Annotated in this window: 25 protein-coding genes and 2 tRNA genes; 10 read left to right on the top strand and 17 right to left on the bottom strand. The window is 50.8% G+C overall.

The annotated features are described in order from the left end of the window. The first annotated feature begins 131 nt into the window (after positions 1-131). Positions 132-1,412 carry a S8 family peptidase gene (locus E3E33_RS00245; RefSeq protein ID WP_167731659.1) on the top strand — a complete coding sequence of 427 codons (1,281 nt, stop codon included), beginning with the start codon at positions 132-134 and terminating at the stop codon, positions 1,410-1,412. A gap of 110 nt (positions 1,413-1,522) precedes the next feature. On the opposite strand, the gene E3E33_RS00240 is transcribed toward E3E33_RS00245, so the two are convergent. The 9 genes from E3E33_RS00240 to E3E33_RS00195 form a co-directional block, all read right to left on the bottom strand. Continuing rightward, positions 1,523-1,678 carry a 30S ribosomal protein S27ae gene (locus E3E33_RS00240; RefSeq protein ID WP_012572872.1) on the bottom strand — a complete coding sequence of 52 codons (156 nt, stop codon included), beginning with the start codon at positions 1,676-1,678 and terminating at the stop codon, positions 1,523-1,525. 2 nt (positions 1,679-1,680) lie between these two features. Beyond that, complete coding sequence (locus E3E33_RS00235) at positions 1,681-1,977, bottom strand: 30S ribosomal protein S24e (protein ID WP_012572873.1); 297 nt, start codon at positions 1,975-1,977, stop codon at positions 1,681-1,683. Continuing rightward, positions 1,967-2,500, bottom strand: a complete 534-nt coding sequence (locus E3E33_RS00230; RefSeq protein ID WP_012572874.1) for a GTP-dependent dephospho-CoA kinase — start codon at positions 2,498-2,500, stop codon at positions 1,967-1,969. Before E3E33_RS00230 ends, E3E33_RS00235 begins: the two co-directional genes overlap by 11 nt. Further along, a complete protein-coding gene (gene spt4 / locus E3E33_RS00225; RefSeq protein WP_012572875.1) occupies positions 2,500-2,685 on the bottom strand; it encodes a transcription elongation factor subunit Spt4 in 186 nt (61 codons plus the stop codon). Before spt4 ends, E3E33_RS00230 begins: the two co-directional genes overlap by 1 nt. Further along, complete coding sequence (locus tag E3E33_RS00220; RefSeq protein ID WP_012572876.1) at positions 2,682-3,248, bottom strand: DNA-directed RNA polymerase; 567 nt, start codon at positions 3,246-3,248, stop codon at positions 2,682-2,684. Before E3E33_RS00220 ends, spt4 begins: the two co-directional genes overlap by 4 nt. 39 nt (positions 3,249-3,287) lie before the next feature. Further along, a complete protein-coding gene (locus tag E3E33_RS00215) occupies positions 3,288-3,824 on the bottom strand; it encodes an inorganic diphosphatase (protein WP_167711930.1) in 537 nt (178 codons plus the stop codon). 111 nt (positions 3,825-3,935) lie between these two features. Further along, positions 3,936-4,208: a hypothetical protein gene (locus E3E33_RS00210; RefSeq protein WP_167711928.1), complete on the bottom strand. Its 273-nt coding sequence runs from the start codon at positions 4,206-4,208 to the stop codon at positions 3,936-3,938. A gap of 860 nt (positions 4,209-5,068) precedes the next feature. Further along, positions 5,069-5,144: transfer RNA gene (locus E3E33_RS00205), tRNA-Gln, on the bottom strand. Between the two features lie 974 nt (positions 5,145-6,118). Continuing rightward, a tRNA-Pro gene (locus E3E33_RS00195) sits at positions 6,119-6,196 on the bottom strand. A 79-nt stretch (positions 6,197-6,275) separates the two neighbouring features. Here E3E33_RS00195 and E3E33_RS00190 point away from each other — a divergent pair. Both E3E33_RS00190 and E3E33_RS00185 read left to right on the top strand, forming a co-directional pair. Further along, the gene (locus E3E33_RS00190) at positions 6,276-7,334 is read left to right on the top strand and encodes a glycosyltransferase (protein WP_012572881.1); all 1,059 of its coding nucleotides are present in this window, start codon (positions 6,276-6,278) and stop codon (positions 7,332-7,334) included. A 63-nt stretch (positions 7,335-7,397) separates the two neighbouring features. Next, complete coding sequence (locus tag E3E33_RS00185) at positions 7,398-9,086, top strand: DUF4910 domain-containing protein (RefSeq protein WP_167711931.1); 1,689 nt, start codon at positions 7,398-7,400, stop codon at positions 9,084-9,086. On the opposite strand, the gene E3E33_RS00180 is transcribed toward E3E33_RS00185, so the two are convergent. Both E3E33_RS00180 and E3E33_RS00175 read right to left on the bottom strand, forming a co-directional pair. Continuing rightward, positions 9,083-9,424, bottom strand: coding sequence for a transcriptional regulator (locus E3E33_RS00180; RefSeq protein WP_012572883.1), 342 nt, complete (start codon positions 9,422-9,424; stop codon positions 9,083-9,085). The two genes, E3E33_RS00185 and E3E33_RS00180, sit on opposite strands and share 4 nt — an antisense overlap. A 69-nt stretch (positions 9,425-9,493) precedes the next feature. Next, the gene (locus E3E33_RS00175) at positions 9,494-10,144 is read right to left on the bottom strand and encodes a metallophosphoesterase (RefSeq protein ID WP_167711932.1); all 651 of its coding nucleotides are present in this window, start codon (positions 10,142-10,144) and stop codon (positions 9,494-9,496) included. Positions 10,145-10,658: 514 nt separating this feature from the next. On the opposite strand from E3E33_RS00175, the gene E3E33_RS00170 reads away from it, so the two are divergent. Both E3E33_RS00170 and E3E33_RS00165 read left to right on the top strand, forming a co-directional pair. Then, complete coding sequence (locus E3E33_RS00170; RefSeq protein ID WP_167711933.1) at positions 10,659-11,453, top strand: nitrilase; 795 nt, start codon at positions 10,659-10,661, stop codon at positions 11,451-11,453. A 251-nt stretch (positions 11,454-11,704) separates the two neighbouring features. After that, positions 11,705-12,082 carry a hypothetical protein gene (locus E3E33_RS00165; protein WP_012572886.1) on the top strand — a complete coding sequence of 126 codons (378 nt, stop codon included), beginning with the start codon at positions 11,705-11,707 and terminating at the stop codon, positions 12,080-12,082. 15 nt (positions 12,083-12,097) lie between these two features. On the opposite strand, the gene E3E33_RS00160 is transcribed toward E3E33_RS00165, so the two are convergent. Then, positions 12,098-12,886 carry a methyltransferase domain-containing protein gene (locus E3E33_RS00160; RefSeq protein ID WP_012572887.1) on the bottom strand — a complete coding sequence of 263 codons (789 nt, stop codon included), beginning with the start codon at positions 12,884-12,886 and terminating at the stop codon, positions 12,098-12,100. A 95-nt stretch (positions 12,887-12,981) separates the two neighbouring features. On the opposite strand from E3E33_RS00160, the gene E3E33_RS00155 reads away from it, so the two are divergent. Then, positions 12,982-13,686, top strand: a complete 705-nt coding sequence (locus E3E33_RS00155) for a hypothetical protein (protein ID WP_167711934.1) — start codon at positions 12,982-12,984, stop codon at positions 13,684-13,686. Beyond that, positions 13,670-14,059 carry a sigma factor-like helix-turn-helix DNA-binding protein gene (locus E3E33_RS00150; protein WP_167711935.1) on the top strand — a complete coding sequence of 130 codons (390 nt, stop codon included), beginning with the start codon at positions 13,670-13,672 and terminating at the stop codon, positions 14,057-14,059. Before E3E33_RS00155 ends, E3E33_RS00150 begins: the two co-directional genes overlap by 17 nt. A 22-nt stretch (positions 14,060-14,081) precedes the next feature. On the opposite strand, the gene E3E33_RS00145 is transcribed toward E3E33_RS00150, so the two are convergent. From E3E33_RS00145 to E3E33_RS00125, 5 genes are read right to left on the bottom strand one after another with little or no spacing between them, the layout of a single operon-like run. Further along, positions 14,082-14,798: an SdpI family protein gene (locus E3E33_RS00145; RefSeq protein ID WP_240911975.1), complete on the bottom strand. Its 717-nt coding sequence runs from the start codon at positions 14,796-14,798 to the stop codon at positions 14,082-14,084. A gap of 4 nt (positions 14,799-14,802) precedes the next feature. Then, on the bottom strand, positions 14,803-15,579 hold the full coding sequence (locus E3E33_RS00140) for a DUF1648 domain-containing protein (protein WP_167711936.1): 777 nt from the start codon (positions 15,577-15,579) through the stop codon (positions 14,803-14,805). Then, positions 15,567-15,935: a PadR family transcriptional regulator gene (locus tag E3E33_RS00135; RefSeq protein WP_167711937.1), complete on the bottom strand. Its 369-nt coding sequence runs from the start codon at positions 15,933-15,935 to the stop codon at positions 15,567-15,569. The genes E3E33_RS00140 and E3E33_RS00135 overlap by 13 nt, the downstream gene beginning before the upstream one ends. A 5-nt stretch (positions 15,936-15,940) precedes the next feature. Next, a complete protein-coding gene (locus tag E3E33_RS00130; protein ID WP_167711938.1) occupies positions 15,941-16,645 on the bottom strand; it encodes a YhfC family glutamic-type intramembrane protease in 705 nt (234 codons plus the stop codon). A gap of 5 nt (positions 16,646-16,650) precedes the next feature. Next, positions 16,651-16,980: a heavy metal-binding domain-containing protein gene (locus E3E33_RS00125; RefSeq protein ID WP_012572895.1), complete on the bottom strand. Its 330-nt coding sequence runs from the start codon at positions 16,978-16,980 to the stop codon at positions 16,651-16,653. A gap of 118 nt (positions 16,981-17,098) precedes the next feature. Between E3E33_RS00125 and dph2 the strand changes: the two genes are divergently transcribed. The 3 genes from dph2 (at position 17,099) to E3E33_RS00110 (ending at position 19,778) form a co-directional block, all read left to right on the top strand. Further along, positions 17,099-18,133 (top strand): diphthamide biosynthesis enzyme Dph2, encoded by a 1,035-nt coding sequence (gene dph2 / locus E3E33_RS00120; RefSeq protein WP_167711939.1) that lies wholly within the window; start codon positions 17,099-17,101, stop codon positions 18,131-18,133. Continuing rightward, complete coding sequence (locus tag E3E33_RS00115; protein WP_012572897.1) at positions 18,130-18,741, top strand: METTL5 family protein; 612 nt, start codon at positions 18,130-18,132, stop codon at positions 18,739-18,741. Before dph2 ends, E3E33_RS00115 begins: the two co-directional genes overlap by 4 nt. A 77-nt stretch (positions 18,742-18,818) precedes the next feature. Continuing rightward, a complete protein-coding gene (locus E3E33_RS00110) occupies positions 18,819-19,778 on the top strand; it encodes a hypothetical protein (RefSeq protein ID WP_167711940.1) in 960 nt (319 codons plus the stop codon). Positions 19,779-19,787 lie beyond the last annotated feature (9 nt).

Here is a 19,787-nt window from a genome sequence, read left to right as displayed (position 1 = left end):
TGTCCTGTAGAAATGCCACATGACAGAACTTTCTTGCATTTGATGACGATTTGTCATATGTAACCTACGAAAGACTTAAGTATGTGTGCCTTCATGTATAGGTGCATAAAATCGTACTGGGGTGTTGTTGAATGAACAGGAAAGTGACTATAGGTAGTTTAATGGCCCTGTTGCTTCTGGCAGCAATCTTTGCCGTCCCCGCTGTCGCTGAGAAGCCAGAGACTATCAGGGTTGTCGCACACATAGACAGGGGCCACTTCAAGGCCGATGCCGTCAAGGGAATCGGGGGTAAAATCGTCTACGAGTTCAAGCTGATCGATGCCGTTGTCATTGATATCCCAGCTAATGCCGTCGGCAAGCTGGCTAAGCTCGACGGCGTTACCAAGGTCGAGTACGACCACGTGGCTCAGGTTTACAGGGGCGGTCCGCCGTGGCTCATCAGCCAACCGACCCAGCCTGCTCAGACGGTTCCGTGGGGAATTGAGCGTGTTCAGGCTCCAACCGTCTGGAGCATAACCGACGGCTCCAGCAACGGCGTCATTGAAGTTGCAGTCCTCGACACTGGAGCCGACTGGGACCACCCGGACATTGCCGCCAACATTGTCTGGGGAATTAGCACTATTGGTGGTGTTGTCAGCACGGATCCTGCTGACTGGTACGACGGAAACGGACACGGAACCCACGTTATAGGAACCATAGCGGCCCTTAACAACGACATTGGTGTCGTCGGAGTTGCTCCGAACGTTGAGATCTACGCCATCAAGGTCCTTGACGACAGGGGAAGCGGAACCTACACTGACATAGCCATTGGTATAGAGCAGGCCGTTCTCGGTCCGGACGGAGTCCTCGACGCTGACGGAGATGGAATAGTCGTTGGCGACCCGGATGACGACGCTGCCGAGGTCATAAGCATGTCTCTCGGCGGTCCGAGCGATGACCAGTACCTCCACGACATGATAATCCAGGCCTACAACTACGGCGTTGTCATAGTTGCTGCCAGCGGCAACGAGGCCGCTGACCAGCCGAGCTACCCGGCTATCTACCCGGAGGTCATCGCCGTTGGTGCCACCGACTCAACCGACGCCATAGCTTACTTCAGCAACCTCCAGCCCGAGGTCAGCGCTCCGGGTGTTGACATCCTCAGCACCTATCCGGACGACACCTACGAGAGCCTCAGCGGAACCAGCATGGCCACTCCGCACGTCAGCGGTGTCGTCGCTCTCATCCAGGCTGCCTACTACAACAAGTACGGCAAGGTTCTCCCAGTTGGAACCTTTGATGACATGAGTACCAGCACTGTCAGAGGAATCCTGCATAGCACTGCTGATGATCTCGGTGAAGCTGGTTGGGACATCTACTACGGTTATGGAATAGTAAGGGCTGACTTGGCAGTTCAGGCGGCCATCGGCTGATTTCTCTTTTTTATTTCTCTGTTTTGATAGTCTGAGCAAGGTTTTCTTAACTGCAACAGAAGCCTTAGTTGTTCTCAGGAAACGTTCAAGGGATTGGAGAGAAAAAGAAATCACTTCCTCTTCCATTCGGTGTAGCCGCACCTTCCGCAGCTCCAGCGGTCCTTGTGCTCGGCCATGAAGACACCCGGACCACAGCGCGGGCAGAACTTGTTCTTCCTCTTGACCTTACCGCCCTGAACCTCATAGAGCTTCCACTTCTGTCCCATCTTCACTCCTCCTCCTTGGTTATTATTCCGTCCCTAACAAGGATGTACTCGGGCTCTATGTAGAGCATCCTCTCCTTGCTCTCATAAGCCTTAGCGTAGCCCTTGCTGACCCTGCTACCGAAGTAGGACTTTATGTACTGGAGGACGGTAGTCTCGGGGTCGAGGTCGAGCATGGCGACGAGCTTGCCCTTGACGTCCTTCCTGCTCGGGGTTGGCTCACCCTCGTGAATGACGTCGAAGTATATCTCCTTTCTTCCGAGGAGCTTGTTCTCCTTAATCTCGGTAACCTTAATCTCCATCGCGAACCACCTCCATCTTAGACATGAGCCTCCCGCACTTGAGCTTGCATTCGGGTGTTACCTTTATAAGCACTACCCCCTCGTCGGGCTGGCCGTAGAGCACCACCGAGCCCTCGGGGGCGTAGAGCACGGCCGGAATCGCCGCGAGGTCTTCCTCCCCGCACACCTTTATGTAAACCTTTCTGCCCCTCTCGGCCAGTCCAAATCCCTTTTTGATTGCGTTTAATAAAGCTTTCGTTATTGTTCCGGGCGGATTCTGCACGGTCATTATGACCGCATCGCTCTCAATGTCCGGACTGTATTCCTGTCTTTTAGTTTTATGATCGTAGATGGCCAGGCTCGGCTTTATCCCGAGCCTGAGGACGTTTTCTGTAACAACGTCGCCGACGGTGACAACGTGCCTGGCCCTTTCAAGCTCTTCCCTAATCATGAGGTATGGCTTAGGTATCTCCCCCCGGATGAGCTTTCCGAGGGGGTCCTTTAACTCCTTCCTGAGTTCGGGGGTTAGCTTGAAGTGGAACATCATCTAACCCTTATGGCGTACTTTCCTGGGACTTTGACGCCCAGTTTCTGGGCTATTTTCGACTTCTCGGGTTCAGTGATTATGACGAGGTCGAACCACTCGTCGCTCAGATCCCTGCTGCCGCAGACAGGGCAGCGGTCTTCCGTGGTTATGTAGTGGCAGTGCCTGCAGGCGCGCTCCTTCATGCCTCTTCAGCCTCCTCCTTGCGCTTCTCCTTAGCTATCCAGTCGGACTTGCCAAGGCCGGGCTGGCGCATGGTGAGGCCTATCTTATTCTCCCTGATAACGCGGCTCTTAATGCTTATCGCTATAATTCTCGCTTTGACCTCGTCTCCAAGCTTGAGGATTCTCTTGGTCTCCTTACCGAGGAACTGCTTGTTCTTCTCGTCGAAGACTACGTAATCGTCCATAAGCTGTGAGATGTGAACGAGACCGTCCATCGGACCGATCCTTATGAAGGCTCCGTAGGGAGCGACGTCTATAACCTCTCCCTCGACAACCTCGTGCATCTCGGGCTTCCAGACGAGGACGTCGAAGACAACCTCGTGGTAGGTTGCGCCATCGCCGGGAACGACGACACCCTGGCTTATCTCTTCAACATCCATGACGGCTAAAATAACCCCTTCATCCCTGTCGTAGATACCCTCGTAAGTTTCCCTGAGGACTATCTTTGCCGCCTCCTTGGGATCCATGGTGAACATCCTGGGGGGAATCCTTACAACATCCTTAATCTTCAGGAGCTTGTACATGCCTTTACCTCCTTGGTGAAGGAAATAAGAGGAAAGAAATCACTCCTTCTTACCGAACTTCTCTTTGTACATCTCGATGGCCCTGAGGATTTCCCTCTTGGCCTCCTCGGCGTTGCCCCAGCCTTCAACGGTGGTGACTTTGCCCTGGAGCTCCTTGTACCTCTGGAAGAAGTGGGCTATCTCGTCAAGGAAGGCCTTCGGAACGTCATCGATGTCCTTCCAGTCGTTGAAGTACGGATCCTCGACGGGAACGGCGAGAACCTTCCAGTCTTTGTCTCCGCTGTCCTCCATCTTCATGATGCCTATCGGCCTGGCCTCGACGATGGTGAGCGGGTAGACTGGCTCGCGCATGATGACCATTATGTCGAAGGGGTCGCCGTCGTCGTACCAGGTCTGCGGGATGATTCCGTAGTCAACCGGGTAGAAGAACGGGCTGTAGAGCACTCTATCAAGCTTGAGAAGGCCGGTCTTCTTGTCGAGCTCGTACTTGTTCCTGCTTCCCTTCGGAATCTCTATAAGAGCGTAAACGACCTCTGGAACCTCCGGTCCGGGCTCAAGCTCGTGGAACGGGTTCATCCTTACCACCTCTTACTCCTTGTAGAACTTCTAGGTTAGGCTTTCGGATAGGGCTTTTAAAGTTGTTGGTTGTGAAACCGAGAAAAAAGCAGTGGGGAGAAGGAAAGGGCTTCAGTTGTCCTTCTTCTCCTCTTTGGGCAGAGGTTTTCTGTACTCGTAGGAGATGCCGTCGTCTATTATTGCGTGGACCTCTTCCTCACCATCTATATAGTGCAGTATCGGCTTGTCCAGCAGCTCGAACGTCGTCTCCAGGTCCTTGGGAGTCCTCGGGACGATTAAGTCCCCATTCAGAAGCTCTTTCTCTATCGTCGGGCCTCCCGTAATGATAAGCTTTATGGAACAGGTCGATATAATTGCGTCTCTGCCTTCCCAGTGGGCGTACATCGTGATTGGTATGACGTAATCCCAGGTTCAATATCGCCGACAGTTACGTGGCCGCTGAACGTGTATTCATCTTCCGGGGCTATCATCCTCTCGACGCCGCTTTCTGTTTCTACAAACATGTCAACCTCGCTTGGAAGGTTGAATAGCCCGTCTGGAGCCATATCCAAACGTCTTTCATTTCGTTCAGGTAGTTCCTGACGGTTAGTGCGTCAAAGTCCGTTTCGCTGTTAACATCGTACCTCTACAATGGCGGCGTAATCGTCCTCGCACAGAAAACCTATGTATTCTTCTTCGTGGGGTACTACATTGACCCTCACTTACCTACTTGCATCAAAACTCATGAACGTTCCACTTGAACCCATGAGAATCAACGACGCTAGAGCAAATGTTATTATCACTGAGAAAATACTCTTCATCTCTTAGGATGTCATCCCCTAAGGTCGGTAATGCTGTTGATTTTTCCACCTCCATATTAGGCAACTAGTTTGGAACACTATAATGTATATTGTCTCTCATGTTATTTAAACGTTCCTAAAAAGTATTATTTTCGAATTTTCTCTGCTTTTATGTCTGTTATAGTAAAAAGGGCCATTCATCTTCGAGAAATTGCTAAAGAAAGTCTTTCTTGTTGTTTTTTGAAATGGCGAATTCCTGGATCGCTGGAGAATATTCAATATTTTGATAAAGATTCTGTCAGACATAAAAATGGCTGTATTTCATCGGATAAGGATCCAAAAGGCCAAATCCCAGAATGCTGAATGCCCACCACAAAATACGTTTTGTGGTACAACATGCGGGTTGAAGAAGAAACTTTGGAAAGCAGTAAAGGGATGGGGTTCGAGGTCTGGAGCCCAGTTGGATGGTAGCCCCGCGGGGATTCGAACCCCGGTCGCGGGATCCAGAGTCCCGCATGCTTGGCCGCTACACCACGGGGCTGTGCCCGTTGATAGGTTCAGGTATTGATTTATAAATTTTATCCTCTTCCCTGGAATTTCATACTCCTAGTGGGGCTTATGCAAAAATTTATATTTTTCTCTACTTCAATAGTAACCAGTGAGGGTAATGGACTTCGCCCTCTTCATGGAAAGGTACGGCTACCGAATTTTGGTGCTGGTTTTTGGCGCCGCTATACTCGGAATCATGCTCGCGCCCTTTGTGATGACTTTCTGAGCCTTCAGCAGCAGCGGCATTGCGGCCGCAGTTATCGCGGTGATAGTGCTTGCAATAGGCATTGCATTGATGGTCGTCCCGAAGTTCTGGAATTTTGCTGACAAGATGAGACAGACCCACGTCATTGAAGACTGGAACGAGGAAAAGTAGCGCCAAACTTTTCTAGTGAAAAGGTTGATCAAAGAGCAAACTTCCCGCTAAATAGGCTATTGAGTTCGCATGTCTTTCAAGATTGTAAGTTCAAAGTGGGTTTGACTCAAAAAACAAGCAATCCAAATGGTTTCACTTTCCTCTTAACGCCTTTCGGGCGTTATATTTGCAGTGAAACACTGTAAAACTGGCAATTGAGGGAGTAAACCCATTTAAGAACCAGCCATTTTAGAATTGACATGCGAACCTTGATCAAACTTCGCGCAGGTGAACAACCTTTGCACTGCAAAGGTTGATCAAAGTTTTAAACTCACTCAAAACTTAACTGGAAAGAGTTCGTATGTCTTTCTAAAAGTGGGAATCACAAATTGGTTTTGTTTTAAGCTTGGCTTTTTAAATTGTTTCTATTTTCTTTTGGCGCCCTTCGGGCGCTTTCTTGAGTGAAACACTGGAAAAGAGCCTTTGGATTAAAACCACTTGAGAATTAGCAATCCAAAAGCGACATACGGACTTTGATGAAACTTCAGCGGAGAACGAAGTTCTCCGTGTGTTGGGGCGAAGCTCCAACATTGCTTGGCAAAAGTTTCTAATGGTGGGGCCGCCGAGATTTGAACTCGGGTCCCCGGCTCCCGAAGCCGGAAGGATAGGCCAAGCTACCCCACGGCCCCATGCCCGCTGATAAGGGGACTCGCAGGACTTATAAAGTTTACGGAGTAGTCTAGTGTACATGGTGGAGGAGTGGAGAACATGAAGGTCTCGGTGATAGTACCAACGTACAATGAGCGAGACAATCTTGAGGAACTCTTCGAGAGAATAAGCACAGCCCTTACTGATTACGATTATGAAATCATCGTTGTTGACGACGATTCCCCTGACAAAACCTGGGAATTTGCCCAGAGGCTCGCCGAAAAGTATCCAGTTAAGGCTATCCGCCGGACGAAGGAGAAGGGTCTCTCCTCAGCGGTCATCCGCGGCTTCAAGGAGGCGAGTGGCGACGTCTTCGTCGTGATGGATGCCGACCTGCAGCACCCTCCGGAGGTGATTCCCCGGCTGCTGGAGGCAATCGAGAACGGCGCGGACATAGCCATAGCCTCCCGCTACGTTAGGGGAGGAGGTGTTAAGAACTGGTACTGGTACAGGAAGCTTATCTCCAAAGGGGCCATAATGATCGGCCGCATCGCCCTGCCGAAGATAAGGGACGTTAAGGATCCCGTGAGCGGCTTCTTCGCCCTCAAAAGGGAAGCCGTCGAAAACGCCCAGCTCAACCCCATCGGCTTCAAGATACTTATGGAGATACTCATCAAGGGGAACTACAAGAAGGTTACTGAAATTCCATTCACCTTCGGCCTCAGACACGCCGGCGAGAGCAAGCTCGGCGGAAAGACGATACTCAATTACCTCAAGCACGTTTACAGGCTCATGAAGTGGGAGGGCGAGCTTGACAGGCTGATCAAGTTCATGATAGTTGGACTCTTGGGCGTTCTCGTGAACCAGGGATTTCTGTGGTTCTTTGTCTCCAAACTCGGCTGGGACAAGATACTGGCCAACATTCCGGCCACGGAGCTGGCCATACTCAATAACTTTACCTGGAACGACCTCTGGACGTTTAGGGATCTTAAGATGAGACCGCTTCATCTCCGACTCCTGAGCTTCCACCTGGCAGCGCTGACCGGAGCAGTCGTTCAGTGGATAATTTACGCTGGTCTGGTCCTCCTCGGGATGCACTACCTGCTGGCGAACATGGTCGGCATTGTGGTCTCTTTCATAGTCCGCTTCCTTGTGAACAGGCACGTTACTTGGGGCTGATTCTTTGTTCTTTTCCGGACAACCTTAAATATACCCAGATTTATTCTCCCGTTGGGGATTAACATGAGACGCTTTCTGAAGGAGACTGAGGTTTTTGACTCAACGAACGTTCTCCACTACATTGCCGAGATAAGCCAGTTCCACAGGATACAGGGCTCGAAGGAACTCCCCGAGGCAGTGAGGTTCATTAAAGAGGAGCTGAGGATCTGGGGAGTTAACGCCCAGCTCTTTGAGGAGTTTTACGATGGAAAGAGCTGGTATCTAACATTGAAGTCGCCGATAGCCTGGGATTTGGTCTATGGAAAGGTTGAGCTCCTCGGAAATACCCTAACAACATCTCTAAGCCCACTCGTCGTCATGGCTCACTCCCCAGGCGGAAAGGCAGAGGGCGAAGTGGTTCACATAGTCCGGGAAGAGGACTGGGAAAAAGCGAAGGGGAAGATAGTTCTCGTGGGAAGGGAATGGCGTGAGGCTTACAGAAAGGCCAACGAGGCTGGTGCTAGGGCTTTCATAGCTTACCGTGAGGGAACCGGGGATGCAATCCCCTACATCGGCCTCTTTCTCACTAAGGATGAACTCGAATGGGCAAGGATCCCTGCCGTTGCAATTTCGGAGAGCCTCGCCAATAGGGTCATAAACAAGCTGAATTCGGGAGAAACAGTTAAAGCGAAAATAGAGGTCGAGACCCAGATAAACGAGCGTCAGGTTCTCCCGATCCTCTACGCCGAGATAGGTAAGCCTCCTTTCATACTCTTCACCGCCCACATCTGTCACCCAAAGCCTGGAGCCAACGACAACGCCAGCGGAAGCGCAATGCTCATAGAGCTCGCGAGGATTCTGAACGGCCTATACAATGACTCCTTCCGCTTTGGCTTTGCCTTCCTTTGGATACCCGAGTACTACGGAACCCAGGCCTTCATCGAGAAGTACGCCAAGCTTGACAAGTACTATGCTGTCATAAACCTCGATATGGTTGCCGGGAGCGAGGACAGGGCAGGCTCGACGGTGATGCTTGTCAGAACGCCGGCTTCGAGATTTTCCATAGTTTCCGGTGTTCTGGAGTACTTCCTCGAGCTTTCCAATGGGGCCGGAAAGAGCTTCTCTGGCAGTCCGATGCCGAGGCTAAAGCTCAAGTCATACCCCTATGAGATGGGCAGCGACCACGACGTCTTCAACTTCTTCGGGATTCCTTCGGTTATGCCTATAACCTGGCCCGACCGATTCTACCACTCCAGCGAGGATACGGTGGATAAGGTGAGCAAGGCAACCATCGAGCTGATTGGTAAGGCTGTTCTGGCGACTGCCCTGGCACTGGCAAAGGCAGAAAAGGAGGAGCTCCAGCGCTTTGCTAGGGGCTATGCCATGAAGTACCTAGGAGAGCTGGGTAGAGACAGAGACACGGAGAGAATAGAGCGGCTTGTCATGACTGGCCTCGCTAGGGATTCGCGCTTCCTCGGGATCGAGAGCGGCCACGAGTTCGAGAGGATGCCATGGCTCAGGTGGGTCAAGAAGGGAAGAGTATCCGGTGAGTTGATTAAGGAAGCGGATAAGGAAGCCTACGAGGAGTTTAAAGAGCTGACTAGGGACAGGAAGATTCTCGTCTACCTCCACGAACTCCTGATGCTCGGCGAGTTTCTGCCGAAGGAAGAGGCCTTTGAGGCTTTAGAAGAGGAGTTCGGAGAGGTGAATAGGGAAAAGCTCAAGAAGCTGGTCGATGTGCTCGAAAAAACGGGAGTCATTGAGCTCCTCTAGTTCCTCTGGCCTGAGGGACTCTTCAGCTCTTTTTCCAGCTCGTTTATTCTCTTTACAAGGTTCTCTTTAATGTGTTCGAGAACCTCACTTGGGGTCACGGCGGTGTAGACGTAGCCGAGCCAGCCCTGCTCTATCAGTCTCCTCCTGAGGATACCTTTGCGATAAAGGCTCAGCACGTGCTCTCTGACTGAGCGCTCGCTTATGCCCAATTCTCTCTGGATTTCGGTTATCCTCATAGGCTCGCTCTTCTCAAGAAGGAGTCTGTATATCCTCAGCTCCGTCCTCTTGAGCCCCAGTGAGCGCAGCAGCGCCTCGAGCTTCTCATAGACGTCGCTCATTTCACACCACCTGATGTACTTTCATCCTACCTATGAAATATTATCTTCATATACATTAATAAAGCTTGCCTATCTGAAGGGAACTTCGCCCACGTAGATTCCTTCTGGTAGAAAAGCTTTTCCACTCTTGGTGTCTTTCAGGAAGGGTACCATCTTTATACCTTCTCTCACGTCGAAGCCCTCAATGAACGGGTTCACCGAAGGTAGAATAAGGAACCTTCCAACCCTGAGGAAAATCTTGGTTTTCTTGGCTACCCCTCCGGATTTGAAAGTGTATGCGGGATGAATGTGGCCGAGATATGCCTCGCTGAACTCTACCTTCGGCAGATTTGTATGGCCGTGTAGAAGGAGTATATCGTCGGCCAGGATGTGTTCCCTGACCTCAACGTTCGGAAACTTTTCGGCAACTTCCTCTATTCTTCCGTCATGGTTGCCCTTGGTTATAATAGTCGGAATTTCCCTCAGCTCAGAAAAGAAGCCCATTAGGAGTCTTTTCATGGTGGAGCTCATCCCTATTGGCTCCTTAACGTCCCCCAGAAGAACCAGCAAGTCTGGGTCCTTTTCGACTATGAACTGAGCCAGTCTCTCCTCGAAATGCGTCCTTATCCTCAGCCCGCGGGAAAGCTCGAATCCTATATGCGGATCTGCCATGAGAAGAGTTCTTCCACGTGAAGTTTCAATTTCCAGTGAGAGCCTTTTAAATGCTTCAAAAGAGTTCATAGCACCACCAAAAAGGAAGCAATAGAAAATGAATGGAAGGGCGTCAGATGAGTCCGCGCTCCTTCCTGCGCTGCCTCTTGAGGCGCCTGATCCTCTTCTTGATCCACTTCCACCTCATCCTTCCCTTCTTCTTCCACTTCCTCGGTCTCCTCTTCATGAGCATCACCCCTGAGCTCTAACTCCACCCTTAGCTCCAGCGGCTCCTTTTTAAGCTTTTCCGTGGGGAAAGGTTAACTCCCTTTGGACGGTCGAAAAGATGCACCAACGCTCTAACCTGCCCGAAAAGCCGATAGAGGATGGGTTCTTGCTTTCCAATTTTTCCAGCATGTGTGGGGCTTTTATATTTTATCTGTGGCCTATTGTGGGTCTTCAGGCTGAATGCGTTGTCAACTATATAGCAACTGTCCAGATTGGTCTTGTAAGCTGGAGTAGATTAAATATGGCTGTTTTCAAGTTTGAAACACTTCTCCACTAACCTTATCTACTTTTCCTGATAAAATCCCACGGTGGTGGTATGAGGGTCGCCTATGTCCAGATGGAGCCGAAGCTTTTGGAGCCTGAGAAAAACTACTCCAAAGCGGAGAGGCTTATAAAAGAGGCCGCCAAGGAAGGGGCGAAGCTGGTGGTTCTCCCTGAGCTCTTCGACACCGGCTACAACTTTGAGAGCAGGGACGAGGTGGAGAGCGTCGCCGGCCAGATTCCGGACGGAGAAACCACTGAGTTTCTTGTTGAGCTTGCCAAGGATCTTGAGGTCTTCATCGTCGCGGGAACTGCAGAGAAAGATGAGAAAGGAAGGCTCTACAATTCCGCAGTAATAGTTGGCCCGATAGGCTGGGGCTATATCGGGAAGTACCGCAAGGTTCACCTCTTCTACCGCGAGAAGCTCTTCTTCGAGCCCGGAAACCTCGGCTTCCACGTTTTCAATATCGGCATCGCAAAGGTCGGAGTTATGATATGCTTTGACTGGTTCTTCCCAGAATCGGCAAGAACGCTCGCTCTGAAGGGAGCGGAGATAATAGCCCACCCGAGCAACCTCGTCATGCCTTATGCGCCGAGGGCCATGCCAATCAGGGCCTTGGAGAACCGTGTTTACACTATAACCGCTAATCGCATAGGCGAGGAGCGGGGCCTTAAGTTCATAGGCAAGAGCACAATAGCCTCACCGAAGGCCGAAGTTTTGGCGGTGGGAAGTGAGGATAGGGAAGAGATTGGTGTCGTCGAGATTGACCTGAACCTCACCGGGGACAAGAGGCTCAATGAGCTCAACGACATATTCAAGGACAGACGGCCTGAGTTCTACCTCCTGTGATAATCTTCCTTTATCTTTTCTTGGATGTTGTGTAAATGTCTCACTCTCCGGGAACGATATCTTGGATGATCATCAGCGATGTTGCAGAATCCCCAAACATTACTATTTTGATTTCCATAACCTACAATGGTTGGCTATTTTCGTTGGATAAATCACATAAAAAACTCTCCACAGCCCTCCGTTTCAGTTTTGGAGGCTTTTTTCGAAAGGGTTTTAAGAAATAAGGTTACAGATAATAACAGGTGCTTAAAATGAGAAGCTCAATCTTCCTAGGGCTTGCACTAGTGGTTGCCTTGGTGGTTGGCTTCGCAGTGCAGGCTGAACTCTTCCCGGCCAACTATGTCTACCAGAAGAGCTATCTTTGTTCTGACAAGATACAAGCTGAGTTTATCCCAGCTGACACTCACGTCACTGGCTACATACGGGCAGAGAACCCGTTCTCGGCCTACGTCGTTGTATCAAACTCTGGATACTTTGAGAGCCTTGAAAAGAGTGAGGTTGTCCACAGTTGGGAGAACGTGACAGAAGTCAAACTCGATTTTGATGTGCCGGGTGAGAACTGCTACCTCGTAGTGAAGAACGGGAACACGAACCAGATAGTCGAGATAAAGTTCAAAGCTGAGCGCTGAATGAAAAACAGAGGATCAAAAATCAGCGAGCACCTCTCTAGCGGTGTTCTTCTTCGGCCTTCTGAAGTAGAGCAGGTGGGAAACACCGTTGATCCCATGCTCGTTTCTTGTGATGAGCTTCCATTCCCTGAAAAAGATGCTCCCTATAGCCAGCTGGGAAGCGAGATCCCAGAGCCTATGCTCCTCTTCGGTGATCTTCTCGAAGCCCGGTAGCTTGTAGTACGTCCTCTTGAAGGTGCCCCTCTTGAGGTTGTAGCCCTCGTGAACCGAAATCAAGGTGTAGTCTTCCGTTTTGGATTCAACGAGGAAGTCCTTGTAACCTACTTGGTAGAGGATTCCGTAGACCCTGTCAGTTTCCTCCATAACGAAAACTCCGTCTTCGTTCAGGCTCAGGGCCACGTTTGCGAATATTCTTATCACATCGAAGGGGTCAAAGTGCGGCATTGTGAGTCCCCAGAGCAGGGCCAGGTCGTGCTCTCCTACGAGCTTTGAAACTTCCCTCACATCCCCGGTGACGAGTCTGAGCTCAGGACTTATCCCAGCTATCTCGATCCACTTCCTGGCCTTCTCAAGATCCTCCTTCCTTGCGTCCAGAACCGTTAGCAGCGGGGCATTAGTGGCTCTAGCAGCAGCGGCCCCAGCAATCCCCGTGCCGGCGCAGAGGTCGAGTACTCTGGGCTCTTCTGGCAGGAGCCCCTCCATGAACTCGAAAACCTTCATTATCCCCCAGAACCTCCCAACTGCTAGCTCATCATCGGGATCCATTCTCCAACGAAGGTAGCGGTAGAGCTCCTCCAGTGACATGGTATCACCACAGCCAATAATACATGAAGTTATTTAAATCCGTCGAAAGACTTAAATATTTTGTCAACTTACATAGGTTGACAGAGGTGAAGACCATGGCCCACTTTCATGGCCACTGGATTGAAGATATCCTCATTGTTGCGATAGGTCTCTTGGCCCTTGCCTCCCTGCTTACGGGCGTTAAGTGGCTGACAACCTTGGCCGGCACCCTGTTCTGGGTCAGCCTTCCAACGCTCCTGTTCGGCAGGGGAATAAAGATTGAGAACGGGATAATTCTTGAATTTGGTTGGCCAATGAGACTGTTTAGGATTAGGATAGCTCCAGATGACATAGTGGAGATAGTTGACCTCGAAAGGGCTGAGGGCATACCTCTAATAAGATACTACAGACAGATAATAATTTTTACTGCCCTGTGGCTTGTTGTCGGCTTCACTGGGCTTATTAAAAGGCCTGAATGGGCCTTCATGTGGTTTGGCTGGATATACTGGGGGCTCGCGTCGGCTGTTCCTCTAATTTTCCCAGGGAGAACCAGAAAGCTGGGAGCTTTAGCTCTCCTTCTCTTTGGCGTGCTGATGTCGGGTGTGGCATATCATCTTGGCGTTAACGTGTATCAGTTCTATGCCATTGGAGGTGCCCTTCTGGCCTTCGTATACCTTACCGATGTCCGCGAGAAGACAATCGTTCTGGTGACCGAGAAGGGCACGTATTTTGTGTGTTCCTATAACTATGATGAACTGGAGGAATTCCTCGAAAGGATAGGCAAGCTGGTAAGCGGTGGTGCTGATGCTCAGGCTACCTGAGGGTATGGAGAGGATCTGGTTCCTGAGGGCGAGGGGGTTGAGCGAGGCTGAGATCGCCCGCTCGCTGGGGGTATCGCGGCAAGCCGTGAACAAGGCGCTGCGCGATGCCAGGGTAAAGCTTTTTGAGGCCTTCTTTAGGCTCGCCGAGACGTTCTCATGGAAGGTCGTTAGGATAAATGCTGAGAAGGGCTTCGCGGTCTTTGAAGGGAACTGCAACGGCCCGGTTAAGGTCTACGCCCTTTACATTCCTGGGAAAGGGGTTAGGGCCTTCATCAACGGCGATTTTCCAGACTACATCTTAGAGCATGCCGTTGAGGTTGGTCTGGTTGAAAGAAAAGACCTTGAGGAGCTTGTGAAGGTCATTGAGGGCTAATAGTACCCCTCCTCGTAGGCGCTTACGATGGACTTAAAGACGGCGTAGAACACTGCACTGGGGGAAAAGAACGTGAGAAAGATTGCTTCGATCGGCCCGGTTCGTAGCCTGTGGCAATTAGGAAAAGCCAGAGGGTTATCACAGCTGAAACTACGGTTAAGGCCCTGGCGAAGCCGAGTGCCATCTTCCCCTTGAAATTCGGCGCCAGCTGGAAAACGAGGGGCTGGGAGAAGAGGACCGTCAGCGCGAGGAGGAAGAGCTTGGTGAAGACGATGACGGCGATTCCCGCTTCTCTTGGGAGTTTCCCGGTAAAGAGGAGCGCAAGGGAGATGCCGACAAAGGCCGACTGAAGGGCCACGCATTTCCTTACTTTAGGAGGTTCTATCCTCCTTCCAGGTTTCTCTGGAACTTCCTCCGAGAGCTCTTCAAGCTCGTACTCGCGCTTTGCCACGAGGTAGGCGATAAGAACCGTTCCGCCGAGGCCGAGGACGATAACTACCGCCAGCCAGGCCATCGGGAGAAACGGCGAAAGGAGTATTATGAGAACTCCCGTTGCAATGGTTCCGATTCCTGAGACACGATTAGCTTTTCTCCTCGCCCGCTCGGATAGATAGGTATAGCCGATGCGAAAGCCGATTCCAGGCTCGTCTCTGGCCGTGAAAGTCAGCATTCCCATAGCTATCAGAAATGCTCCCATGAAAAGGGCATAGAGGGACCTAAGGAGCAGATAGGGTTCCATCATATCACCTCGCCGATAGTGTCCTATATATTCCGACGAAGGTCACAGTGAGGAATACGAAGGCACCGTAGGTTATCCAGTTACTTGGAATTAGGCCTGCATTGTAGAGGAGTGCCATTGAGGCTATCGCCGCGATTCCCGCTCCAACGAGTGTCATCAGCTCTGCAAAGACCATCCAGCCTTTCTCGCTGAACTTAAGCTGTGGTGCAAAACCCGGCTCCCTGAGGAGAAGGGTCATCATGATTGGGAGGACTTGGGCAATCAGGGGGAGGATAATTGCTCCCACCTCTTTAGATGCGAAGTTGTCCGGTTCTCCGCTCGCGTTGAAGTGGATGGCTACCTTTTCCGGCAACTTGTCCCAGAGGAGAATCGTTAGTACGAGATAGAAAACCACTGCTGAGAGCTGAACGATTATGTAGGGTCTGACGTTGACATTTATGGGCTCAGTTGGTCTTTCCGGGGCATTATTAGAGAGATCCTCAATCTCATAGGCTTTCTTTGCAATTAAAGTGCCAAGAAAAAGGAGCAGAAGGATGCCGGCTATCATGACAAGGACGAATACGTTGAGGGAAACGCCCGCGATGGCCAGGACGAGGAGGAAGAGCGATAATGCCATCATGAATATTCCAGCGAAGGTGTTTGCCTTCCTCCAAGCATCGTCTGACTGATAGGTATAGCCTATCCTGAAGCCTATGAAGTACTGCCTTTTGTTTCTGAAGGCGAAGGTCAAGAGACCAGCAACGAAGAGCGTCATAACGATGTATAGTTCTACCCACTCCATTCAAATCCCTCCACACGCTCAAGAATTGCACGTATCTCTTTTATTTCACTCCTCAACTCGGTTAGAACTTCCCTTCCGAGATCCGTAAGTCTGTAATACTTCCTCGGCCTTCCGCCGACCTCAGCCCAGAAGTCCTCAACGAGTCCGTACTTCTTCAGGCTCTTGAGGAGGTCGTAGAGAGTCCCCTCGCTCGGAACAAGCCTCCCATCACTGAGCTTTTCAAGCTCCTTCCTTATCACATAGCCGTGCATATTCTCTTTCCTTTCAAGGAGAGAAAGAACTAAGTAGGAGTACAGGCCGGAGCGGAGTTCCTTGAGAAGCTTTTTGAGTGCCCTCTCCTTTTTGTTACCAAGCAATTACTTCACCATATTACTTTTTCTTCCTTAGGCTTTTCGACCTTCACCCTGGGGATTATGTAGTACATGAGCGCGAGCGCTATTACGGCAAAGATTGCCTCAGTGGCGTACATAAATGTCTCGCTCCCCCTCAGCTGGTAGTAGGCTGCCATTGAATCAACAATCATATGCAGACCGACGATTGCGATCAGTCCCTTCTTTCCGAAGCCTTCTCTGTATGCGTGGGCGAGGAAGACCGTTGTCCCTACATGGAAGAGCACGGCGAAGTAGCGCTCGACCAGAGAGAGGAGGGCCGTGCTGACCGGAACGTCCAGTGGGATCTCGCTCGCTATCGCGGCAACGGCGGCAATTATTCCCACAAAGAAAGCCTCGGTGACGCCAAATCCAAGTCCCACGAAGAGAGCAGTCCTCAGGTTCTTTCCTTTAACGAGAAGATATTTGGTGCCCTCCTGGACGAGGCCGGCAACAAAACCCAGCCACAGCGAGGCCGCTATGGTAAAGGCCGCTCCCTTGGCTATGACATCTGCGTTCGAGTGTATTCCCAGAGCCAGCAGGGGCAGCTGCTGGATTGGATTTTGGACGATTATCGCAATGAAGAATATCGCCAGCCCGAATATGAACTCCGACCACTTCGTCCTTTTGAAGCCCAGAAAGTATATCGTGGCCCAGGCGAACAAACCTCCCATTATTGGGAACGGGAGGAGGTACATGGCAATCACTCCTTTTCCACGACTACCGCAGTACCGTAGGCGTAAACCTCGGCAACGCTAGAACCGATGTTCGCAGTAGCGAAGCGGACATTTACAACGGCGTTGGCTCCGAGCTCCTTGGCGTAGAGTATCATCCTTTTCAGGGCCTCCTCTCGGGCCTCGGCCATCATCTGGGTGTACTCCTTCACTTCTCCTCCTTTGATGTTCCTGAAGAAAGCCGTTATGTCCCTGCCCAGGTGGGTGGCCTTGACTATTCCTCCCCTGGCTATTCCTTTGATCTCAACTATTCGGTATCCGGGCACGCTTTCGGTCGTAACCACTATGATGTCCTCCATAACGTCACCCCCAATACCTCGGACTTCGAGGTATATTGGGTGTGAAAATATAAAAATGTTTCCTCCCTTTCTGGGGAAGAATTTTAAGGCCTCCTTATGAAGGCTCATTGGTGAGAGGATGCACGAGATAGATGAGCGAGAGATATTGAAAGTACTCGGAGAGCTTAAAGCTAAGCGCGTCCTTATCCAGACTCCTGAGGGGCTCAAGCGCGAGGCTCAGTTTCTGGCCGACTTTCTTGAAGATAGCGGGATAGAGGCGATAATAAGCGGCGACATCAATTACGGAGCCTGTGATCCGGCTGACAGAGAAGCGAAGGCTCTTGGTTGTGATGCACTGATTCACCTCGGACACAGCTACATGAGGCTTAACCTTGAGGTTCCCACTATATTTGTTCCAGCTTTCGCCAAAGTTGACGTTCTTCCTGCGCTGGAGAAGAATCTGGACGAGATTAAAAAGCTCGGGAGGAAGATAGCGCTCGTTACAACCGCCCAGCATATACACCAGCTGGAAAAGGCCAAGGAGTTCCTTGAAAGTGCCGGCTTTGAAGTCCTTATAGGTGCAGGCGACGGAAGGGTAAGCTGGCACGGCCAGGTTCTCGGCTGCACATTCACCGCCGCCAAAGTTGACGCCGATGGGGTGCTTTTCATTGGGGCAGGATATTTCCATCCGATAGGAGTTGCCTTAGCAACGAAGAAGTCTACTCTGGCAGTAAATCCCTACAGTGGCGACGCGATATGGATGGAGAAAGAGGCTGAGCGGATTATTCGGAAGAGATGGGCCCAGATAGCGAAAGCCTATGATGCCAAAAAGTTTGGTGTCGTTGTAAGCACCAAGAAAGGCCAGCTCCGCTTGGCTGAAGCCAAAAAGATTGTAGAACTCCTGCGTGAGCATGGCAAATACGCCAGGCTAATAGCTATGAACTACATAAGCTACTCTGCGCTGGAGGGTTTTGACTTCGATGCCTATGTAGTCGTTGCCTGCCCGAGGGTGCCCATAGACGACGCCGAAAACTGGAGAAAGCCAGTTCTAACGCCTCCGGAGGTTGAGATTCTCCTAGGTCTTCGCGAGGACTACCAATTCGATGAAATCCTTGGCGGGAAGCGCGAGAAGGACGAGCCGCTCGGCATAGCCCTCCACGGGGTGAGAGGGTGAAAAAGAAGCACCTTGCGATGATACTTTCAAAGCTGAAGGGCTTCCCCGAGCCGAAGCCCGAACTTGAACAGTACAGGACCCCTGGCGATGTCGCGGCAGAACTGCTTTGGCTGGCTCACTCTCTCGGAGACATTGGGGGAAAAGTTATAGCGGATTTAGGTGCCGGAACGGGAGTTCTGAGTGCCGGCGCATGCCTGATGGGGGCTGAAAGGGTCTACGCCGTTGAAATCGATGAGGAGGCTTTAAGGGTCGCCAGAGAAAACATTGAATCTCTCGGTATCGAGGACTGCGTTGAGTTTGTGAACTCTGACGTCTTAGATTTCTCCGCTCGGGTTGATACCGTGATAATGAACCCTCCCTTTGGCAGCCAGGTGAAGCATGCCGACAGACCCTTTCTTATGAGGGCCTTCGGGATAAGTGACGTTGTCTATTCCATTCACCTCGCGAAGCCTGAGGTGAGAAGGTTCATTGAAACGTTCGTTAGAGATGCTGGTTTTTCAATAACTCATAGAATAACCCTCACCTTTGAAATTCCTGCCCAGTTCTTCTTCCATAGAAAGAAACTGGAAAGGATTTTGGTAGATATTTATAGGTTTGGAAGAACTTGAAACACTGGTGAGCGAAAAAAATATATTGGATAACCTCCAACTAATAGCAGTTGCTATAATCGGTAATGGTGGCTATAATGACGGGGGTTTCCGTTGATAAAATTAGGGAGTTAATACTTTCTTGGCAGATGAGAGATGTAGTAAAGTTGTCTCAAGATAGTGAAGGGGTTCTCTTGACTCTCATTGAACTCCTAAGCGAGGAAGACAGTATCACAAAGATACGAGCTCTATCCGCTCTGGAAGAGATTCTCAAGGGGGCCGACAAAAAGACAAAGTCCTTAATACTGAGGAATGGCTTCGATGCAATAGTTGGTACCCTCCGGGAAGAAGATGAACGGCTGAAAGTGAGAGCTCTTAGAGTTTTAAAACGTCTGCTTGAGGGAAATCCCCTAACGAAAAATCAGCTATCTAAGCTTGTGGATGCACTTGTTTCGCTAGGTTCTGATAACGACGGTCTTTCGTGGCTCGAAGCAGTGGAACTCACAGAAAAGATTTCTACGGCGTATCCCATCGATGGAGTGCTGTCTAGGATTAACTCCCTTCTCACTTCGTTTAATCTTCGTGAAAAGGCCCTGGGTATTCGGTTGCTCCTGGCCTTAGGAGTGTTCTCAGAGGAGAACTGGGATCCCATAGTCAGCGGAATCTCTGAGCTCCTGAGGAGCGAGGATCCCCTCCTTGTGGAGGTTGGTCTTGATGCTGCGGCCAATATGCTAAAGCTTCCCATTGTCCTTCCTATGGAAAGGATCCTTGGGAATATTCTTCCTGCCCTCAAGAAGCTTACAAAGGGTGCAGATACTCTAGTCCTGCGCGCAAAAGCTAGGAAAGTCATGAGTCTGTTGGAAGGTGCACTCTACAATTACTACCGCTCTAGGCCCATTGAGGCACGGAACGCCGTTAGGAAGTTCCTTAGTGAGGGCTTTGTTGAAGAGGCTATGATGCTTTCCTTGGTCGTGGGGGACTCTTCGCTACTGCTCGGGACGAGCAGTGGTGTGGGATCATTCAGCGTGCCGGGACAGAGATTTGATGAGATGCCGTAGTTCAGGATA

Origin of the sequence: Thermococcus sp. GR5 (assembly GCF_012027535.1) — an archaeon.
In the GTDB taxonomy this organism is placed as follows: Archaea; Methanobacteriota_B; Thermococci; order Thermococcales; family Thermococcaceae; genus Thermococcus; species Thermococcus onnurineus.
Note: the sequence above shows the minus strand (reverse complement) of the source record. Positions and strands in the feature narration are given on the sequence as shown.